The 18,670-nt window shown below is 67.5% G+C and carries 19 protein-coding genes; 8 read left to right on the top strand and 11 right to left on the bottom strand.

What is annotated here, in order from left to right; genetic code table 11:
• Positions 1-68: 68 nt before the first annotated feature.
• The 5 genes from kynB to AC6LJ9_RS01910 all read left to right on the top strand — a co-directional run bounded on the left by kynB (position 69) and on the right by AC6LJ9_RS01910 (position 5,443).
• Positions 69-698 carry an arylformamidase gene (kynB, locus tag AC6LJ9_RS01930; RefSeq protein WP_212320289.1) on the top strand — a complete coding sequence of 210 codons (630 nt, stop codon included), beginning with the start codon at positions 69-71 and terminating at the stop codon, positions 696-698.
• Between the two features lie 148 nt (positions 699-846).
• A complete protein-coding gene (kynA, locus tag AC6LJ9_RS01925) occupies positions 847-1,695 on the top strand; it encodes a tryptophan 2,3-dioxygenase (protein ID WP_498146253.1) in 849 nt (282 codons plus the stop codon).
• Between the two features lie 211 nt (positions 1,696-1,906).
• Positions 1,907-2,173 carry a type B 50S ribosomal protein L31 gene (locus AC6LJ9_RS01920; protein WP_498146252.1) on the top strand — a complete coding sequence of 89 codons (267 nt, stop codon included), beginning with the start codon at positions 1,907-1,909 and terminating at the stop codon, positions 2,171-2,173.
• 127 nt (positions 2,174-2,300) lie between these two features.
• Positions 2,301-4,031 (top strand): ArnT family glycosyltransferase, encoded by a 1,731-nt coding sequence (locus tag AC6LJ9_RS01915; RefSeq protein ID WP_498146251.1) that lies wholly within the window; start codon positions 2,301-2,303, stop codon positions 4,029-4,031.
• Positions 4,028-5,443 carry an MATE family efflux transporter gene (locus AC6LJ9_RS01910; protein WP_498146250.1) on the top strand — a complete coding sequence of 472 codons (1,416 nt, stop codon included), beginning with the start codon at positions 4,028-4,030 and terminating at the stop codon, positions 5,441-5,443. Before AC6LJ9_RS01915 ends, AC6LJ9_RS01910 begins: the two co-directional genes overlap by 4 nt.
• A 115-nt stretch (positions 5,444-5,558) precedes the next feature.
• Here AC6LJ9_RS01910 and paaK read toward each other — a convergent pair whose 3' ends face one another.
• The 9 genes from paaK to paaA form a co-directional block, all read right to left on the bottom strand.
• The gene (paaK, locus tag AC6LJ9_RS01905; RefSeq protein ID WP_212320301.1) at positions 5,559-6,872 is read right to left on the bottom strand and encodes a phenylacetate--CoA ligase PaaK; all 1,314 of its coding nucleotides are present in this window, start codon (positions 6,870-6,872) and stop codon (positions 5,559-5,561) included.
• Positions 6,873-6,999: 127 nt separating this feature from the next.
• Positions 7,000-7,470, bottom strand: coding sequence for a hydroxyphenylacetyl-CoA thioesterase PaaI (gene paaI / locus AC6LJ9_RS01900; RefSeq protein WP_212320303.1), 471 nt, complete (start codon positions 7,468-7,470; stop codon positions 7,000-7,002).
• A complete protein-coding gene (paaG, locus tag AC6LJ9_RS01895) occupies positions 7,470-8,258 on the bottom strand; it encodes a 2-(1,2-epoxy-1,2-dihydrophenyl)acetyl-CoA isomerase PaaG (RefSeq protein WP_498146249.1) in 789 nt (262 codons plus the stop codon). Before paaG ends, paaI begins: the two co-directional genes overlap by 1 nt.
• A 124-nt stretch (positions 8,259-8,382) precedes the next feature.
• Entirely contained in the window at positions 8,383-10,047 is a 1,665-nt protein-coding gene (gene paaN / locus AC6LJ9_RS01890) for a phenylacetic acid degradation protein PaaN (RefSeq protein ID WP_498146248.1), read from the bottom strand.
• Between the two features lie 44 nt (positions 10,048-10,091).
• Positions 10,092-11,180, bottom strand: a complete 1,089-nt coding sequence (gene paaE, locus AC6LJ9_RS01885; RefSeq protein ID WP_498146247.1) for a 1,2-phenylacetyl-CoA epoxidase subunit PaaE — start codon at positions 11,178-11,180, stop codon at positions 10,092-10,094.
• Positions 11,181-11,192: 12 nt separating this feature from the next.
• A complete protein-coding gene (paaD, locus tag AC6LJ9_RS01880; protein ID WP_212317715.1) occupies positions 11,193-11,699 on the bottom strand; it encodes a 1,2-phenylacetyl-CoA epoxidase subunit PaaD in 507 nt (168 codons plus the stop codon).
• Positions 11,696-12,460: a 1,2-phenylacetyl-CoA epoxidase subunit PaaC gene (gene paaC, locus AC6LJ9_RS01875; protein ID WP_498146246.1), complete on the bottom strand. Its 765-nt coding sequence runs from the start codon at positions 12,458-12,460 to the stop codon at positions 11,696-11,698. Before paaC ends, paaD begins: the two co-directional genes overlap by 4 nt.
• A 16-nt stretch (positions 12,461-12,476) precedes the next feature.
• Entirely contained in the window at positions 12,477-12,761 is a 285-nt protein-coding gene (gene paaB, locus AC6LJ9_RS01870) for a 1,2-phenylacetyl-CoA epoxidase subunit PaaB (RefSeq protein ID WP_006388300.1), read from the bottom strand.
• A 207-nt stretch (positions 12,762-12,968) separates the two neighbouring features.
• Positions 12,969-13,958, bottom strand: coding sequence for a 1,2-phenylacetyl-CoA epoxidase subunit PaaA (gene paaA / locus AC6LJ9_RS01865; protein WP_212317711.1), 990 nt, complete (start codon positions 13,956-13,958; stop codon positions 12,969-12,971).
• Positions 13,959-14,130: 172 nt separating this feature from the next.
• Between paaA and paaX the strand changes: the two genes are divergently transcribed.
• Positions 14,131-15,060 carry a phenylacetic acid degradation operon negative regulatory protein PaaX gene (gene paaX, locus AC6LJ9_RS01860; RefSeq protein ID WP_212317709.1) on the top strand — a complete coding sequence of 310 codons (930 nt, stop codon included), beginning with the start codon at positions 14,131-14,133 and terminating at the stop codon, positions 15,058-15,060.
• Positions 15,061-15,170: 110 nt separating this feature from the next.
• Here the strand turns inward: paaX and AC6LJ9_RS01855 are convergent, their stop codons facing one another.
• Both AC6LJ9_RS01855 and orn read right to left on the bottom strand, forming a co-directional pair.
• Positions 15,171-15,806 carry an NAD(P)H-hydrate epimerase gene (locus AC6LJ9_RS01855; RefSeq protein ID WP_498146245.1) on the bottom strand — a complete coding sequence of 212 codons (636 nt, stop codon included), beginning with the start codon at positions 15,804-15,806 and terminating at the stop codon, positions 15,171-15,173.
• A gap of 45 nt (positions 15,807-15,851) precedes the next feature.
• Positions 15,852-16,397 carry an oligoribonuclease gene (gene orn / locus AC6LJ9_RS01850; RefSeq protein WP_103273371.1) on the bottom strand — a complete coding sequence of 182 codons (546 nt, stop codon included), beginning with the start codon at positions 16,395-16,397 and terminating at the stop codon, positions 15,852-15,854.
• A 60-nt stretch (positions 16,398-16,457) separates the two neighbouring features.
• On the opposite strand from orn, the gene AC6LJ9_RS01845 reads away from it, so the two are divergent.
• Positions 16,458-17,708: a M48 family metallopeptidase gene (locus tag AC6LJ9_RS01845; protein ID WP_212317705.1), complete on the top strand. Its 1,251-nt coding sequence runs from the start codon at positions 16,458-16,460 to the stop codon at positions 17,706-17,708.
• Positions 17,705-18,664 (top strand): ribosome small subunit-dependent GTPase A, encoded by a 960-nt coding sequence (rsgA, locus tag AC6LJ9_RS01840; RefSeq protein WP_498146244.1) that lies wholly within the window; start codon positions 17,705-17,707, stop codon positions 18,662-18,664. Before AC6LJ9_RS01845 ends, rsgA begins: the two co-directional genes overlap by 4 nt.
• Positions 18,665-18,670 lie beyond the last annotated feature (6 nt).

The raw sequence follows: 18,670 nt of genomic DNA, 5'->3' as shown, positions 1-18,670 counted from the left end.
GTTAGACTCGCGTCCGCAAATGCTTTAGGCTTGAGCTAATTTCCGGCACCCCCTCGTTGCGCGCTCTCATGAAACGCCTGTGGGATATATCCCCGCCCGTCTCCGCGACCTCGCCCGTCTTTCCGGGCGACACGGCCTATACCCAGAAATGGAAGTGGTCGCTTGAGCCCGGCTGTCCGGTCAATGTCAGCGAGATCACCATGTCGCCGCACATCGGCGCGCATGCGGACGCCCCGCTGCACTACGCCAATGGCGCGCAAGCCATCGGCGCCGTCGCGCTGGAACCGTTCCTGGGCCCCTGCCGGGTGATCCACGCCATCGATTGCGGCCCGCTGATCCAGGTCGAGCACATCGCCCACGCCGTCGGCGGCCTGCCCCCGCGCGTGCTGGTGCGCACCGCCAAGCACGCGGCGCAGGACTGGTGGACCGACGATTTCTCCGCCTACGCTCCCCAAACCATTGAATGGCTGGCCGAACGCGGCGTCATGCTGATCGGGCTGGATACGCCCAGCATCGACCCCGCGTCCAGCAAGACCCTGGACAGCCATCACACCATCCTGCGGCACGACATCCGGGTACTGGAGAACCTGGTGCTCGACGACGTGCCGGAGGGCGATTACGAGTTGATCGCATTGCCGTTGGCTCTGGTCCAGGCCGATGCCAGCCCGGTGCGCGCCGTCTTGCGCGAACTGGGCTGATCCGCCAGCTTTTTCTATGAAGCAAGACCATGGGAAACCTACTCCATCCGCGCGCGGTGTCCGGCCGCGCCCGCCGGCGCGCCCCTGACTGGCGCAGCCTGCCCGCATCCGCCCGGCGCGCCGCGCCGCCCTGCCAGGGAGGCCACGCATGAGCGCCCCCCAACGCCCCGAAGACATCGTCCACCAGGAAAAGGCGCAGCTCGATTTCGCGCGCGACATGACCTACGGCGATTACCTGCACCTGGACGAACTGCTGGGCGCGCAGCACCCGCTGTCGCCCGAGCACAATGAAATGCTGTTCATCGTGCAGCACCAGTCCAGCGAACTCTGGATGAAGCTGATGCTGCACGAGCTGCGCGCCGCCGTGGGCTGCGTCGCGTCCGACCAGCTGCAGCCGGCCTTCAAGATGCTGGCCCGCGTCAGCAAGATCATGGAGCAGCTGGTCCACGCCTGGGACGTGCTGGCCACCATGACGCCGCCCGAGTATTCGGCGCTGCGCCCGTACCTGGCGCGTTCCAGCGGCTTCCAGAGCTACCAGTACCGCCAGATCGAGTTCCTGCTGGGCAACAAGAACGCGGCCATGCTCAAGCCCCACGCGCACCGCGAGGACCTGCTGGCCCAGGTGCGCCAGGCTTACGAGACGCCCTCGCTGTACGACGAGTCGCTGCGCCTGCTGGCCCGTCGCGGGCTGGACGTGCCGGCCGAATTGTTGCAGCGCGACTGGACCCAGCCCTACCAGGCCTCGGCCGGCGTCGAACAGGCCTGGCTGACGGTCTATCGGGATACGGACCGCTACTGGGACCTGTACCAGCTGGGCGAAAAGCTGACAGACCTGGAAGACGCGTTCCGCCTGTGGCGTTTCCGCCACGTCACGACAGTCGAACGGGTCATCGGTTTCAAGCGCGGCACCGGCGGCACGTCGGGCGTGGACTACCTGCGCAAGATGCTGGAAGTGGTGCTGTTCCCCGAGATCTGGAAGCTGCGCACGGACCTCTGAGCGGCGATCTGCCCGCCTTGAATCCGTCCCCTTATAGGGCGCCAGACCGCGCCCGCGCCGCTTTCGAGCTGGCGCGGGCCGGAAATCACATGCTAGAATGCGGGGTTACTTTTCGGATACGTGGCTGAACGTGCGCCTGGCAGTCATTGCGGCGCTTCGGCTGGCGACCCTAACTCTTGAAAGCGGCTCACGCGAGCCCTAGGAAAGCACCATGAAAGAAGGCATTCACCCCGACTACCGCGAAGTCGTTTTCGCCGACCTGCAAACGGGCAGCAAGTTCATCACCCGTTCGACGGTGCACACCCGCGAAACGATCGAGCTGGACGGCAAGACCTACCCGCTCTTCAAGTGCGACGTGACGTCCGAATCGCACCCGTTCTACACGGGCGCCCAGACCCGCATCGTCGAAACCGGCCGCGTGGAAAAGTTCCGCGCCCGCTTCGCGCGCACCGCAGGCACGGTCAAGTCCGCTTCCTGATTCTGTCGCTCCCGTCCCGGGAGCCACAGCGAAAAAGGCAGCCTTCGGGCTGCTTTTTTTTCTCCCGCCCGGCTCGGCCGCCATTGAAAGGCTGGCGCTTGCCCGCCACTCGGTTACAGTAACGCCCGTGTCCCCACTTTCGATTTCCACCCCGGCCCGGCTGACGTCCGTGGCCACCGCAAAACTGCCAAGGCTGGTATTGCTCGGCCTGGCGCTGGCCTATATCGTGGCCGGCCTGTTCATGCGCGACCCCTGGAAAACGGACGACGCGGTTGGCCTGGCCACCATGATCACCGCCATACGCGAAGGCGGCATCACCTGGCTGCTGCCGCAGGTCGGGCATCTGGCCCACGCCGAGGAAGGCCCGCTGATCACCTGGGTCGGCGCGATCTCGATCTGGATCTTCGGTCCGTTCATCGGCGACATCACCGCAGGCCGCCTGCCCAACCTGCTCTGGTTCGGCATCACCGCGTCCAGCGTCTGGTACGGCACCTATCTGTTGGGCCGCCGTTCGGAGGCGCAGCCGCTGGCCCTGCCCTTTGGCGGCGAACCACCGCCGCGCGACTACGGCCGCATGCTCGCCGACGCCGCCCTGCTGCTGCTGCTGGCCACCGTCGGCATCCTGCAGCGCACGCACGAAACCACCGTCATCCCCGCCATCATGGCCTGCCAGGCGCTGGCGTTCTATTCGCTGGCGCGCAGCATCGACCGCCCGCTGACCGGCGCGACCACGCTGGCCATCGCGCTGGCGGCCAGCTTCCTCACGCGCGGGTGGATCGGCGCGATTCCGATCATGGCCGGCGCGCTGCTGACCTTCTATCCACGCAGCCAATTGTGGCGTTGCAAGCGCTGGCTGCCCTGGATTGTCCTGCTGACCGCGGCGCTGATCCTGGCCTGGTGGATCCCCGCCACGCAGGGCAGCGAATACTGGATCCGCAACTGGAAGATCTGGAACCTGTCCTCCTTCGCCGGCCCCGACCTGCCCGACATGGGCCGCACGCTGCGCGACCTGCCCTGGTATCTGTGGCCCGCCTGGCCGCTCGCCCTGCTGGCGGTCTGGCGCTGGCGCGCCTGGATCTACGCGCCGCATATCTGGGTGCCGCTGATGCTGCTGATCAGCTCGGCCCTGATGCTGTTCGGGCTGGCCGAGCCGTCCGATTCGGAATACGCACTGCTGGCCGTGCCTTGCGCCGTGCTGGGCGCGTTCTCGCTGCCGACCCTGCGCCGCGGCGTGGTGAACACGCTGGACTGGTTCGCCGTCATGTGCTTTTCGCTGACGGTGGCCACGGCCTGGCTGGGCTGGGTCGCGGTGAACTTCCAATGGCCCGCCCAGATGTCGCGCAACATCGGCCGCCACACCGCCGGCTATGAACCGTCGATTTCGTGGGTCGCCTTCGGCTTGGCGCTGCTGGTCACGATCGGCTGGGTGGCGCTGGTGGTCTGGCGCCTGCGCGTCAAGCCGCAGGCGCTGTGGCGCGGCACGGTGCTGTCCGCCGGCGGCCTGACCGCCACCTGGATCCTGCTGGTCCTGCTGTGGCAGCCCGCCGTCGACTACGCGCGCAGCTACCGCACCATGTCCGGCCAACTGGCCCAGGCGCTGGAGCAGAACCTGCGTCCCGGCGAATGCGTGCGCGGGCTGAGCCTGGGCAGCGGCCAGCGCGCCTCGTTCCTGATCTTCAACAATCTGACGTTCACGTTCGATTCCAAGTGCACGGTGGTGCTGCAACAGACCACCAACCAGAGCCTGCGCGACAACACCGCGGCCTACAGCGACGGCGCCGAGGTGCTGTGGCAAGGCGGCCGCCGCGCCGACCGCCACGAAGTGTTCCGCCTGCTGCGCGTCACGCCCAACCGATGACGCCCGCTCACCAGGGGCCCCCGGGCTTTGGCGCCACGCTGCGCGGCATCGCCCGGCAGGCCTGGCCCGTGCTGGTCAGCCAATGGGCTGGCATCTCGTTCGGCGTGCTGGACACCGCCATGACCGGCCACGCCAGCCCCTCCGACCTGGCGGCGATGGCGCTGTCGGCCTCGATCTACATCACCATCTTCGTCGGCCTGATGGGCGTGGTGCATGCGCTGATTCCCATCCTGGCCCAGCACTTCGGCGCCGGCAACAACGCCGAGGTCGGCCGCAGCTGGGGCCAGGGCGTCTGGCTGGCGCTGGGCCTGTCCGTCGTGGGCGCGATCCTGATGCTGTTCCCCGATGTCTGGCTGTCCATGTCGGGCGACGTCGCGCCCGACGTGCGCGAGCGCATCGCCTCCTATTTGCGCGCCCTGGTGCTGGCGATGCCCGCGGCGCTGGTGTTCCGCACCATCTACGCGCTGGGCACCGCGGTGTCGCGCCCCAAGCTGGTGATGGCGATCAACCTGGCCGCCATCGGCGTCAAGGCGCTGCTCAATTGGGTATTCATCTACGGCAAGCTGGGCCTGCCCGCCATGGGCGCGACCGGCGCCGGCATGGCCACGGCCGTGGTTTCCTGGATCAGCCTCGGCCTGGGCTTGTGGGTCATCACGCACGACCGCTACTACCGCCGCTTCCAGCTGCGCGTCGGCAAGCCGGACTGGAAGTCGCTGAAGGAACTGCTGCGGTTGGGCATCCCGATGGGCGGCTCCTATCTGGTGGAGGTCTCGGCCTTTACCTTCATGGCGCTGCTGGTGGCCCGCGAAGGCACGCTGGTGACTGGCGGGCACCAGATCATGTCCAACCTGGCCGCGCTGTGCTACATGATGCCGATGGCGCTGGGCGTGGCCACGGCGGCGCTGACCGCGCAGGCCATCGGCGCGGGCAAGCTGGACCAGGCGCATCGCATCGGCATGGCCGGCCTGACGCTCGGCCTGATGGGCGCCCTGCTCACCGCCGCGGTACTGCTCATCGGCCGCCCGCTGATCCTGGCCGCCTACACCGACAAGGCCGAAGTGGCCGCGGTGGCCGCCACGCTGCTGGCCGTGCTGCCGCTGTTCCACCTGTTCGATTCCATGCAGTGCATCAACTCCTACCTGCTGCGCGCCTACAAGATCGCCGTGGTGCCGCTGCTGCTGCAAACGGTGGCGCTGGCCGGCGTCGGCCTGGTGGGCGGCTGGTGGTTCGGCTTCGGCCCCGGCAAGGGCGGGCTGGACTGGCTGCGCCTGACCCTCGCGCCCGGATCACCCCAGGGCGCCGGCACGATGTGGTTGATGGCGATGGCCGGACTGGCGCTGTCGGCCGCGCTGCTGCATTACTGGTATCGCCGCGTCGTGCGCCAGGCCGCCCTTGAAGCCGGCCGCGCCTGACGCGCGTATCCTCTCGCCCGAAAAAAAAGAGCAGCCCTGAGGGGCTGCTCTTTTCCTTGCCCAACCGGAAGGCGCCGGCCGGACCGGCCCGGATACACGCCAGGCCTGATGCGCCCTACTTCGGACGCTTGTCGATCACGCGGCGCGCCTTGCCGGTCAACGTGCGCTCGACATGGCCCGCGTCCGACACCTGGATGCGCGCGCTGACGCCGATGTGCGTCTTGACCGCGTGCTGCAGTTGCTTGCCCAGAGCTGCGCGGTCCGCGTCGGAGAGCGTAGAGAACTCGGCGCGCACCTCGGTCAGGATTTCCAGCTCGTCCATATTGCCGGTACGCGACAGCACCAGCTGGTAGTGCGGCGCCAGCTGGGCGATCTTCAGGACCAGTTCCTCGACCTGCGTCGGGAACATGTTCACGCCGCGCACGATCAGCATGTCGTCGCTGCGGCCGGTGATCTTGCCGATGCGGCGCATGCTGCGCGCGGTGGGCGGCAACAGGCGGGTCAGGTCGCGCGTGCGGTAGCGCACGATGGGCATGGCTTCCTTGGTCAGCGAGGTGAACACCAGCTCGCCCGGCTCGCCATCGGCCACCGGCTCGCCGGTGTCGGGGTTGATGATCTCGGCATAGAAGTGGTCTTCCCAGACGACCGGGCCATCCTTGGTCTCGACGCATTCGCTGGCCACGCCCGGACCCATCACTTCCGACAGGCCGTAGATGTCCACCGCGTCGATGCCGGCTTCGGCCTCGATGTCGGCGCGCATCTGGCCGGTCCAGGGCTCGGCGCCGAAGATGCCGATGCGCAGCGAACTTTGACGCGGATCAATCCCCTGGCGACGCTGTTCCTCCAGAATATTGCAGAAGTAGGACGGCGTGACCATGATGATGTCCGGACGGAAATCATTGATCAGCTGGACCTGCTTTTCGGTCTGTCCGCCGGACATGGGAATGACGGTGCAGCCCAGGCGCTCGGCGCCGTAGTGCGCGCCCAGTCCGCCCGTGAACAGTCCGTAGCCGTAGGCCACGTGCACGGTGTCGCCCGGCTTGCCGCCGGCGGCGCGGATCGAGCGCGCCACCAGGTTGGCCCAGTTGTCCAGGTCGCCCTTGGTGTAGCCCACCACGGTCGGCTTGCCGGTGGTGCCGCTGGACGCGTGGATGCGCGAGATCCGCTCGCGCGGCACGGCGAACATGCCGAAAGGGTAGTTCTCGCGCAGTTCCTTCTTCGTGGTGAAGGGGAACTTGGAAATATCGGACAGCTGCTTCAGGTCGTCCGGATGCACGCCGGCCTCGTCGAAGGCCTGCTTGTAGTGCGGCACGTTGTCGTAGGCGTGCTTGAGCGTCCACTTCAGGCGCTCGAGCTGCAAGGCGCGCAGTTCGTCGATGCTGGCATGCTCGATGGGGTCCAGCCCCGGCTTGCTCATGGTGTTGGACATGGTATCTCTCTCCTGGAATGCTCTCTTGACGGCAGCGGACGGCACCGCGGGCGCCATGCGCGCCCGCTTCCGGCCCGGCCGGCGTCTTGTGATCGGTAGTCTGTGATCGGATAAAGGGAAATCTCGCTCAGGCGTCGGCAGGCACTCCAACGATCTGGCCTTTGATCCGATAGGACCGGCCACGGAAAATGGCCACGTTGCGGCCGTCCTGGTTGGTGACGGTCACGTCGTAGACGCCGGTGCGCCCGGCCAGCGAGCGTTCCTGGGCGACCGCCGTCAACTGGTCGCCCTCGAAACCGGGCGCCAGGAAGTCGATGGTGCAGCCCGACGCCACGGTGCTGACGTTGCGCGAATTGCAGGAGAAAGCGAAAGCGCTGTCGGCCAGGGCGAAGATGAAGCCGCCATGGCAGGTCTTGTGGCCGTTGAGCATGTCGGGCCGCACGCGCATGGTCAGGCGCGCATAGCCGGGCGCCATTTCCTCGACCTTCATATCCAGGCCCTGCGAGGCCGCGTCGCCGGCGTACATCACGGCGCCGACGGCCTGCGCCAGTTCCTGGGGATCGGACGGCACATCGAGCTGGGGAACGTGCGTGCTCATCATTGCCCCTTGAACTGCGGTTCGCGCTTGTCGAGAAAGGCGGCCACGCCCTCGGCGTAATCGGCGCTGCGGCCCAGCTCGCGCATCATGTCGCGCTCCAGGTCCAGTTGCGTCGCCAGGTCGTTGGCCAGGCTGGCCTGCAGGGCGCGCTTGGTGAACGCCAGGCCCTTGGTCGGCGCCTTGGCGAAATGCTGCGCCAGCCGCTCCAGCGTGGCGTCGAACTCGGCATCGGCCACGCATTGCCAGATCAGGCCCCAGTCCTGCGCCTGCTTCGCGCTGAGCTTGTCGCCCAGCAGCGCCAGGCCCGCCGCGCGCGCGCGGCCGACCAGGCGCGGCAGCACGAAGGTGCCGCCGGTGTCGGGGATCAGTCCGAGCTTGCAGAAGGACTGGATGAAGCTGGCCGATTCCTTGGCGATGACGATGTCGCCGGCGAAAGCCAGATTGGCGCCCGCCCCCGCCGCCACGCCATTCACCCCCACCACCACCGGCATGGGCAGCGCGTTGATGCGGCGGACCAGCGGACCGTAGAACTTGTCGACGGTCTCGCCCAGATCCGGCGGCGTGCCATCGGCCGCGGGCCGGCGCTCGCTCAGATCCTGCCCGGCGCAGAAACCGCGGCCGGCGCCGGTCAGCACCAGCACGCGCGCGCCTTCGTTCTCCACCCGCGTCATCGCATCGGCCACTTCGCCGTGCATGTTGGCGGTGAAGCTGTTCAGCTTGTCCGGGCGATTCAGCGTCAGGCGCGCAATGCCGCCAGACAGATCGAATTGAATATCTTGATAGCTCATGTCAGTCATCCATAGCGCCGGGCGCCATCGCAGCGAGGTCTCACACAATCGGGGCCGCACGGATCCGGCTCTGCCGGTCCGTAGCGGCGCCCCCTGGGGGGAAACGCGCAGCGCTTCGGGGGGGTCACACGTGTTTTCTAGTCTGGACCACGCGGAAGCGGTTGGCGACGAAGGCCGAGTCCGACAGCGCGGCATTGGCGGCGGGGTTGGCGCCGGTGCCGTGGAAATCGCTGAAGGCCGCGGTCTGGTTGACGAACACCGCGCCCGTCAGGTTCAGCGACAGGGCCACGCCCGACACTTCGGCCGCGTCCTGGATGCGCTCGGCGACGGCGTCGTCGGTGGTGTAGGCCGACAGCGACAGGGCGCCATGGCGGATCACGCTGTCGCGCGCCAGCTGGATGCTGTGCTCGGTGGAATCGGTGGCCACCACGAAGGCGATGGGACCGAACCACTCCTGGCCGATGGCCGGATTGCCGGCCTGGGCGGACAGCAGCAGCGGCGTGCGCACGCGAGCGTTCTCGAATTGCGGGTGGACCAGCGGCTTGCTATCGGCCAGCACCGGCAGGCCCAGCGCGCGGGCCTTCTCGATGCGCTCGACCACGCCTTCGTTCTGGATCGCGCCGGTCAGCTCGACCGCGCGGGCGGCGTCGGCGGTGGTCTTTTCCAGCGCGGCGGCCAGGGCGCCCGCGACCTCGTCGAAGCTGACGCGGCCTTCCGGCGTCTGGATGCCGTCGCGCGGCACGTAGATGTTCTGCGGCGCCGTGCACATCTGGCCCGAGTACAGGGCCAGCGAGAATGCCAGGTTGCGCGCCACGCCCTTCAGGTCGCTGGCCGAGTCGATGATGACCTGGTTGACGCCGGCCTTCTCGGTGTAGACCAGGGCCTGGCGGGCGTTGTCTTCCAGCCAGTTGCCGTTGGCGCTGCTGCCGGTGAAGTCGACGATCTTGACGGCGGGATCCAGCGCCAGCTGCTGCGCGGTGTCATCGCCAGCGGCATGCGCGGCCAGCAGCACCACGTTGGGATCGAAGCCCGCTTCGGCCAGCACTTCGCGCGCCACCTTCACGGTGATGGCCAGCGGCAGGATCGCGCCCGGATGCGGCTTGACGATGACGGTGTTGCCCGTGGCCAGGCTGGCGAACAGGCCGGGATAGCCGTTCCAGGTCGGGAAGGTGGAGCAGCCGATCACCAGCGCCACGCCGCGCGGCACCACGGTGAAGTGCTTTTCCATGCGGATGGGATCGTTCTTGCCCTGCGGCTTTTCCCAGACCGAGATGCCGGGAATGCGCGACATTTCCTGCCACGCGTAGGTCACGGCCTCGAAGCCGCGGTCCTGCGCGTGCGGGCCGCCGGCCTGGAAGGCCATCATGAAGCCCTGGCCGGTGGTGTGCTGCACCGCGTAGGCGATCTCGAAGCTCAGCTTGTTCAGGCGCGACAGGATTTCCATCGACACGCCGACCCAGGCGCGCGGGCCGGCGCGGCGCCATTGTTCCAGCGCCTTGGACGACGCGGCCACCAGCTTGGCGGCGGGCACGCGCGGATAGGTGATGCCCAGGTCGAAGCCGTAGGGCGAGGCCTCGCCGCCCACGCTGCCTTCGGCGCCCGGCAGGTCCAGCGGGAAGGGCTTGCCGCGCAGCGCCTCGAAGGCGGCGCGGCCGTCGTCATTGGCGGTCTCGCCGTAGTTGCGCGGGCTGGGCGACTCGGCAAACGGGCTCCAGTAGCCGCGCAGCGCGGCGGCGGCCATGGCCTGTTCCAGCAGGGCCTGATGACGCTCGAAGAATTGCTCTGACACTGTGTCTCTCCAAAATGAATGATGTCGGCCTGGCGAACGCCGGCTCAGGTTTCCTGGTCGAAGTCGATGACCAGGCGGTCGCTGACCGGAAAGCTCTGGCAGCTGAGGATGAAGCCGCGCGCGACCTCGTAGTCTTCCAGCGCGAAGTTGGCGTCCATGTCCACCTCGCCCTCGACGACCTTGCAACGGCAGGTGGAACACACCCCGCCCTTGCACGAGTACGGCAGCTCTATCCCTTGCGCCAGCGCCGAATCCAGCACGCTGTCCTTGTTCTTGTCGATAACGAACATCCTGCTGTGGCCGTCCTGCACCACGGTGACCTCGCACTGCCCCTTGCCGGGAGCCTGTCGGGCTTCCTGGCCGGTGCGCAGGGCGCGCGGTCCCTTGGGCGCGCCGAACAGCTCGAACTTGATGTTCGACTTCGGAATGCCGCGGGCCTGCAGGCGCTCGACCACGCTCTCGGTCATGGTCTGCGGACCACAGACAAAAGCGTAATCGATATCGGTCGGGCTCATCCAGGCCGACATGAGCTGGTCGACCTTGTCGCCGTCCAGGCGGCCGTTGAACAGTTCGATGTCCTGGGTTTCGCGGCTCATGACATAGACCAGCGAAAAGCGGTCCATGTACAGGTTCTTCAGGTCCTCGATTTCCTCGCGGAACAGCACGGCCGACGAGGCGCGGTTGCCGAAGAACAGCGTGAACTTGCTCTTGGGCTCGGTCGACAGCGCGGTCTTGACCAGCGAGAACACCGGGGTGATGCCGCTGCCGACCGCGAAGGCCACGTAATGGCGTTCCTGCTCGGGCGAGAAATCGACGGTGAAATTGCCCGCCGGCGCCATCACTTCCAGGGTCTGGCCGGGTTGCAGCTCATGGTTGGCCCAGCTGGAGAACGCGCCCTCGTCCACTTTCTTGATCGCCACGCGCAGGCGCTTGTCGCTGGGGGCCGAACAGATCGAATACGAGCGGCGCAGCTCTTCGCCGTTGAGCTGGGTGCGCAGGGTCAGGTACTGGCCCGGCAGGAAGGCGAACTCGTCGACCAGCGTCTCGGGCAGGTCGAACGTCACCACCACGGCGTCGCGCGTGTTGCGCGCGACCGAGGCGACCTTCAGGGAATGGAATTGGTTCTGGCTCATTGTCTCAACCACTCAGTGGGTCTTGAAATAATCGAAGGGCTCGTGGCAGGCGACGCAGCGGTACAGCGCCTTGCACGACGTGGAGCCGAAATCGCTGACCAGACGCGTGTCGCGCGAGCCGCAACGCGGGCACTCGATGGCGGGCGCGGCGCGGCGTCGGCTGATGCCGGAGATGTCGACGGCGCGCTCGGCGGGCGCGGCGATGCCGTAGCCCTTGAGCGCGGCGCGGCCCTTCTCGCTCATCCAGTCGGTGGTCCAGGCCGGCGCCAGGCGGGTCTCGACGCGCACGTCGTCGACGCCGTGCCGCGCCAGCGTGGCCGCGATGTCCTGCGTGATCTCGCGCATGGCCGGACAGCCCGAGTAGGTGGGCGTGATCACGACCACGCAGGTCTCGCCGTCCCAGCTCACGTCGCGCACCACGCCCAGGTCCACCACGGAAAGCACGGGGATCTCCGGATCCGGCACTTCCTGCAGCCAGTCGAAGACCTGGCCGGCGGACACGGGCGCCATGGCGTTCACCACTTGGCTCCCGGATAGGCGCGCGGCAGGAATTGCATCTCGGCCAGCACGTAGCCCAGTTCCTCGCTGTGCCGGCCCTGGCGGCCGCCGCGATGGGCGGGATGGCCGGCGGCTGCGGCGTCCGGCACGGACAGCGTAGCCTCGCCCAGCACTTCGGCCACGTGGCGGGCCCAGGGCTCGCGCAGCGAGGACAGCAGACAGCCGATGCCGCGCGCGGCCAGATCCTGGTCCACGGCGTCGTCAAAGAACAGCTCGCCCGTGAAGCGCCAGGCGTCGTCGATGGCGGCCTGCATCTTGGCGTGGCTTTCGGCCGTGCCGTCGCCCAAGCGCACCACCATGTCCGAAGAACGGCGCACGTGATAGGTGACTTCCTTGAGCGCCTTGGCGGCGATGGCCGCGACGCGTTCGTCGGCGGACTGCTCCAGCTTCTGCAGCAGGAAGTAGTGCCAGACGTCGAACAGGAACTGGCGTGCCATGGTGTCGGCGTAGTTGCCGTTGGCGCGCTCGACCAGCAGCGCGTTGTGGAACTGGTGCGCGTCGCGCAGATAGGCCAGCGCGTCTTCGTCGCGGCCCGCGCCCTCGACCTCGCCGGCCAGGGTCAGCCACATACGGGCCTGGCCCAGCAGGTCCAGCGCGGTGTTGGTCAGCGCCAGATCCTCTTCGAGGATGGGGCCGTGGCCTGTCCATTCGCCCAGGCGCTGCGACAGGATGAGCGTGGTGTCGCCCATGCGCAGCAGGAATTCAAAAAAATGCTTGTCCATGTCTCCCCCTCCCGCCTTACATGTGCTTGATTTCTTCGGGCATCGGGAAGAACGTGGGATGCCGGTAGACCTTGCTGTTGGCCGGCTCGAACAGCGGATCCTTGTCGCCGGGGCTGCTGGCCGAGATGTCCGACGCGCGCACGACCCAGATGCTCAGGCCTTCGTTGCGGCGCGTGTAGACGTCGCGCGCATGGTTGATGGCCATTTCGGCGTCGGGCGCGTGCAGGCTGCCGACATGCTTGTGCGCCAGGCCGTGCTGGCTGCGGATGAACACTTCCCACAGGGGCCAGTCTTTGCTCATGATGGATGTCCTCGGTGCCGGGCGCGCGGCGCGCGTCCTGGTCTGCAATGGATAAAAAATAGGCCTGAAAATCAGTTGTTCCTGCTGCTGGCTTCTCACCCGCAACCGGGTATCGCCCCATCCGGGTCGCGCGGAGCCGGCTTTGCCGGTCCGCAGCGACGCCCCCTTGAGGGGGAGCGCGCAGCGCTTCGGGGGTGGGCCCACCCCCTACGCGGCTTTGCGTGTCGCCTGTTTGTCGGCGTGGGCGACGAGCGCGTCGCGCACCCAGGCACCGTCTTCGTGCGCCTTGACGCGGGCGGCCAGGCGTTCGCGATTGCAGGGGCCGTTGCCCTTGATGACCGCGTAGAACTCGTTCCAGTCGATCTCGCCGAAGTCGTAGTGGCCGCGCTCGGCGTTCCACTTGAGATCGGGATCGGGCACGGTCAGGCCCAGGTACTCGGCCTGCGGCACGGTCTGGTCCACCATCTTCTGGCGCAGCTCGTCGTTGGTGAAGAGCTTGATCTTCCAGGCCATGGACTGGGCGCTGTTGGGCGAATCGGCGTCGCTGGGACCGAACATCATCAGCGCGGGCCACCACCAGCGGTTCAGCGAGTCCTGCACCATGGCCTTCTGCTCGGGCGTGCCGTGCAGGCACATCTGCATCAGCAGGTCGTAGCCCTGGCGCTGGTGGAAGGACTCTTCCTTACAGACGCGCACCATGGCGCGCGCATAGGGGCCGTAGGAACAGCGGCACAGCGGGATCTGGTTGATGATGGCCGAGCCGTCGACCAGCCAGCCGATCATGCCGATGTCGGCCCAGCTGAGCGTGGGGTAATTGAAGATGCTGGAGTACTTGGCGCGGCCGCTGTGCAGGTCGTCGATCAGGTCGTCGCGCGACACGCCCAGCGTCTCGGCGGCGCTGTACAGGTACAGGCCGTGGCCGGCCTCGTCCTGGACCTTGGCCAGCAGGATGGCCTTGCGCTTGAGCGAGGGCGCGCGGGTGATCCAGTTGCCTTCGGGCAGCATGCCCACGATTTCGGAATGCGCATGCTGCGAGATCTGGCGCACCAGCGTCTTGCGATAGGCGTCGGGCATCCAGTCCTTGGCCTCGATGCGCACGCCATCGTCAATGCGGCGCTGGAAGGCCTGTTCCGCGCCCTCGAGCTGGTCGGCGGACTTGACCTGCTTGACGCCGGTCTCGACGAGTTGAGCGTACATGTGTGTCTCCTTGAGACGGTTTGCGAAAACGCAAAGCTGGCGCCGCGCAGTGCCGTCATGTCATACGGCGATTATTTAATACAAAAAATCCATTGTCAAACTCAAATCTGTATCACATTGGATTTATGTATCATATTGCCGAACTCGATACCGGCCGCCCGCGGCCCTACTTATGGCAAACCCTCAGTCGCCCCTGGACCGCTTTCTGTCGCGCTTGATCAAGAGCGATCCGCCCCGGGCAAAATCGCTCTGCGTCAGCCTGCTGGGCGATGCGCTGGCGCCGCACGGCGGCGCCATCTGGCTTGGCGACCTGATCGAGCTGCTGGCGCCGCTGGGCATCAATGAGCGGCTGCTGCGCACCAGCGTCTTTCGCCTGGTCGCGCAAAACTGGCTGCAATCGGAACGGCATGGCCGCCGCAGCCTGTACCTGATTTCGGAGCAGGGGCAGCGCCACACGGCGCACGCCTCGCAGCGCATCTACGAAGGCGCGCCGCAGGACTGGAACGGGGAATGGACGCTGGTGGCCCTGCCCCGGATCGGCAATGGACTGGCCGAGCGCGCCGAGCTGCGCCGGGAACTGGTGTGGGAAGGCTTCGGCATGATCGCGCCGGGGCTGTTCGCCCATCCGCATACCCAGGCCAGCGCGGCGCATGACATCCTGGAAAAGCTCGGCATTCCCGACCGCGCCCTGGTGCTGTCGGCGCGCGACCTGGCCGATGCCGGCGGCCTGCCGATAGCCAGCCTGGCCTCCCAGTGCTGGAACCTGGACGACGTGGCCGAGCAATACCGGGCGTTCAGCAAGAATTTCGGGCCGCTGGAAAAACTGCTGGAAGCGCCGCCCTCGCCCGCTGAAGCCTTCGTCATCCGCGTCCTGTTGCTGCACAATTGGCGCCGGATCGTCCTGCACGACCCCCACCTGCCCGGCCCGATGCTGCCCGACAACTGGCCCGGACGCGCGGCGCGCGAACTCTGCGGGCGTCTCTACTGGCGCGTGTTCGACGCCTCGGAAGCGCACCTGGACGCGCTGGCCGCCCGCGACAATGAGCGCTACACGCCGCTCACGGCGGACGTGGAGGCGCGCTTCGGCGGCCGACCCGCCTGATTCGATGAAAAGTCATTGGATCCGGGGCCGGATGCGCCGCCCCAGGTAGCGCCACGCCCGGCGCGGCGGCCCGCGGAATTGCCTGCGCGCCATGATCCGGCGGACCGGGCTCAGAGATCGTTCGCCTCCGACGGCATGACTACATCCAGCGTATCCAGATGCTGCTCGCCGATGGCGCCGGCGCCGGATCCCGGCCGCTCCAGCCCCCGCGCCCGCGCGATGAAGGACAGGGTCCAGCGCGCCTGGATCGGACGTCCCAGCGCCACGCCGGTATCCGCGTCCACGCCGCTGGGCACATCCAGCGCCAGCACGGGCACATCCCAGCGATTGACCGTGTCCACCAGCGCCTGCCAATCGGCGCCCAGGGGACGGTTCAGGCCGATGCCGAACAGGCCGTCGATGACCAGCCCGGGCACGAAACCCGGTTCCAGCGCGGACAGCGTCCCGCCGCCAGCGGCCACCCACCCGTCGTAGGCGCGGGTGGCATCGGGAGGCAGCTTCTGCGGGCCGGCGGGCAGCAGCACGCGCACGTCGTGCCCCATCGCCCGCAGCACGGTCGCCGCGACCAGGGCGTCGCCGCCATTGTTGCCGGGGCCGGCCAAGGCCAGCACCGGCGTACCGGGCGCGATCCGGGCCGCCACAAAGCGGGCCGCAGCCGCGCCCGCCTGCGGCATCAGCTGCCGGCCGGCAGCCAGCGCCTGGCGCTCGGCCTCGCGGATCCGGGAAACGGGATAGCAAGACGGCATGGCGGGCTCCGGAATGCCGGCGGGCCGGATGCCCGCCTGGGGCCGTCAGACCTTGAGGAAATGCTCGCGGTAGTACTTCAGCTCGTCGATCGACTCGTAGATGTCCGCCAGCGCTTCGTGGCGGCTCTTCTTCTCGAAGCCCTTGTAGACGGCCGGCGCCCAGCGGCGAGCCAGTTCCTTCAGCGTGCTGACGTCGAGGTTGCGGTAGTGGAAGAACTTCTCGAACCTCGGCATGTAGGCGAACATGAAGCGGCGGTCCTGGCTGATGGTGTTGCCGCACAGCGGCGACTTGCCGGCCGGCACGTGCTGCGACAGGAACTCCAGCAGGATATCCTCGGCCTGGGCCTCGTTGATGGTCGAGGCGCGGACCTTGTCGATCAGGCCGCTCTTGCCGTGCGTCGACTTGTTCCAGTCGTCCATGGCGTCGAGCAGGCTGTCGGGCTGGTGCAGCACCAGCACGGGGCCTTCCGCGACCACGGTCAGGTCGGGCTCGGTCACCACGACGGCGACTTCGATGATGCGTTCTTTCTCAGGTTCGAGGCCCGTCATTTCCATGTCGAGCCAGACCAGGCGGTTTTCGTTCACAGCCATATAATTTGCCTATAAAACACGCGATTTTCGCATATCCCTTACCGAGCCCCCGACCCGCACATGTTCACCCTGTTGTTCGTCGCCTTCCTGCTGATCGACGTTGCCGTGCGCCTGTGGCTGGCCACGCGCCAGATCCGCCATGTCGCCCGCAACCGCGAACAGGTGCCAGCCGAATTCTCGCACCGCATCGGCCTGACCAGCCACCAGCGCGCGGCGGACTACACCGTGGCGCGCGTGCGGCTGGGCATGCTGGAGCGGACCTACGACGCCATCGTGCTGGTGGGCCTGACCCTGCTGGGCGGCCTGCAGGCCATCGACCTGATGGTGGGCCAGCTTACCAGCAATGACTTCCTGCGCCAGATGCTGCTGCTGGTGGCCGTGGCGCTGCTGCTGGGCCTGCTGGGGCTGCCGTTCACGCTGTGGCGGCAGTTCAGATTGGAAGCCCGTTTCGGTTTCAACCGCATGACACCCGAGTTGTTCGTGGCGGACGCGCTCAAGGGCCTGCTGGTGGCGGCGGTGCTGGGGTTGCCGCTGGCCGCCGCCGTGCTGTGGCTGATGGGCAGCGCCGGCGCGTACTGGTGGGCCTGGGCCTGGGGCCTGTGGATGGTATTCAACCTTGCGCTGCTCATCATCTATCCCATGTTCATCGCCCCGCTGTTCAACAAGTTCACGCCCTTGACCGACCCCGATCTGGCCGGACGCATCCAGCGCCTGGCGCAGCGCTGCGGCTTCGCGCTCAACGGCCTGTTCGTGATGGACGGCTCGCGCCGTTCCGCGCATGGCAACGCCTACTTCACCGGCTTCGGCCGCTCGCGCCGCATCGTCTTCTTCGACACGCTGCTGGCGCGCCTGAACGGCGACGAGATCGAGGCCGTGCTGGCCCATGAGCTCGGCCATTTCGCCAAGCGCCACATCATCAAGCGCATCTGCTTCAGCTTCGGCGCCGCCCTGGTATTCTTCGCGCTGCTGGGCTGGATATCCCAGCAGCCGTGGTTCTATGTGGGGCTGGGCGTGCTGCCGCAGCTGGGCGGCCGCAACGACGCCATGGCGCTGCTGCTGTTCTTCCTGGTGATTCCGGTCTTCACCTTCGTGTTCACGCCGCTGGCCAGCTGGTATTCGCGCCGCGACGAATTCGAAGCCGACCGCTATGCCGCCGAGCAGAGCTCGCCCGAACGACTGGTATCCGCCCTGGTCAAACTCTACGACGACAACGCCGCCACCCTGACGCCCGATCCCGTGCATTCCGCCTTCTACGACAGCCATCCTCCCGCCGCCGTGCGCATCCGTCACCTGATGGCGCCGGCCGCATGAGCGCACGCGATCGCTCCCCCCAACGCCCACAGCAGGGCGCCGCGGCCGCCGTCACCGGCGCGCAGAACGAAGGCCGCATCATCGCGGCCCATGGCCGTCACTACACGGTGGAACTCGACGACGGCGTCCTGCGCAAGTGCTTCCCGCGCGGCAAGAAGGCCGGGGCAACGGTCGGCGACCGGGTCCGCATCACGCCGCAGGGCAGCGACGAAGGCGCGATCGATGCGATCCTGCCGCGCCGCAACCTGCTGTACCGCTCGGACGAGATGCGCTCCAAGCAATTCGCGTCCAACGTCGATCAGCTGCTGATCGTGGTCGCGGTCCAGCCCACCTTTTCCGACGATCTGACCGGGCGCGCGCTGGCCGGCGCCTGGAGCGCCGGCATCTCGCCGCTCATCATCCTGAACAAGACCGACCTGGCCGACGCCCTGCCCGCCGCCCGCGAACGGCTGGCGCCAATCGCGGCGCTGGGCGTGGACATCATCGAGCTGAGCGCGCTGGAACCGGCGCGGGTCCATACGCTGCTGGCGCCGCGCCTGGCGGGCAAGACCAACCTGCTGCTGGGACAGAGCGGCATGGGCAAGTCCACCCTGCTCAACGCGCTGGTGCCAGACGCCGCCGCGCCCACGCGCGAACACTCGACCGCGTTGGACATGGGCAAGCACACCACCACCAGCACGCGGCTGTACCACCTGCCCGATCCGGGCGGCGACCTGATCGATTCACCGGGATTCCAGGCATTCGGCCTGCAGCACCTGACCCGCGAGGACATCATCCGCGGCTTTCCCGAATTCGCCGGTCCGATCGAAGCCTGCCGCTTCTACAACTGCAGCCACCGCCATGAGCCGGGCTGCGGCGTGGTCGCGGCGCTGGAGGCGGGCGCCATCCATCCCGCGCGCTATGCGCTGTATCAACGGGTATTGGAAGAGAACGAAGCGGGCCAGCAGCGGTATTGAGACTTG

This window comes from Achromobacter sp. 1011811831 (assembly GCF_059760905.1).
This window is presented reverse-complemented; position numbering and strand designations above follow the sequence as displayed.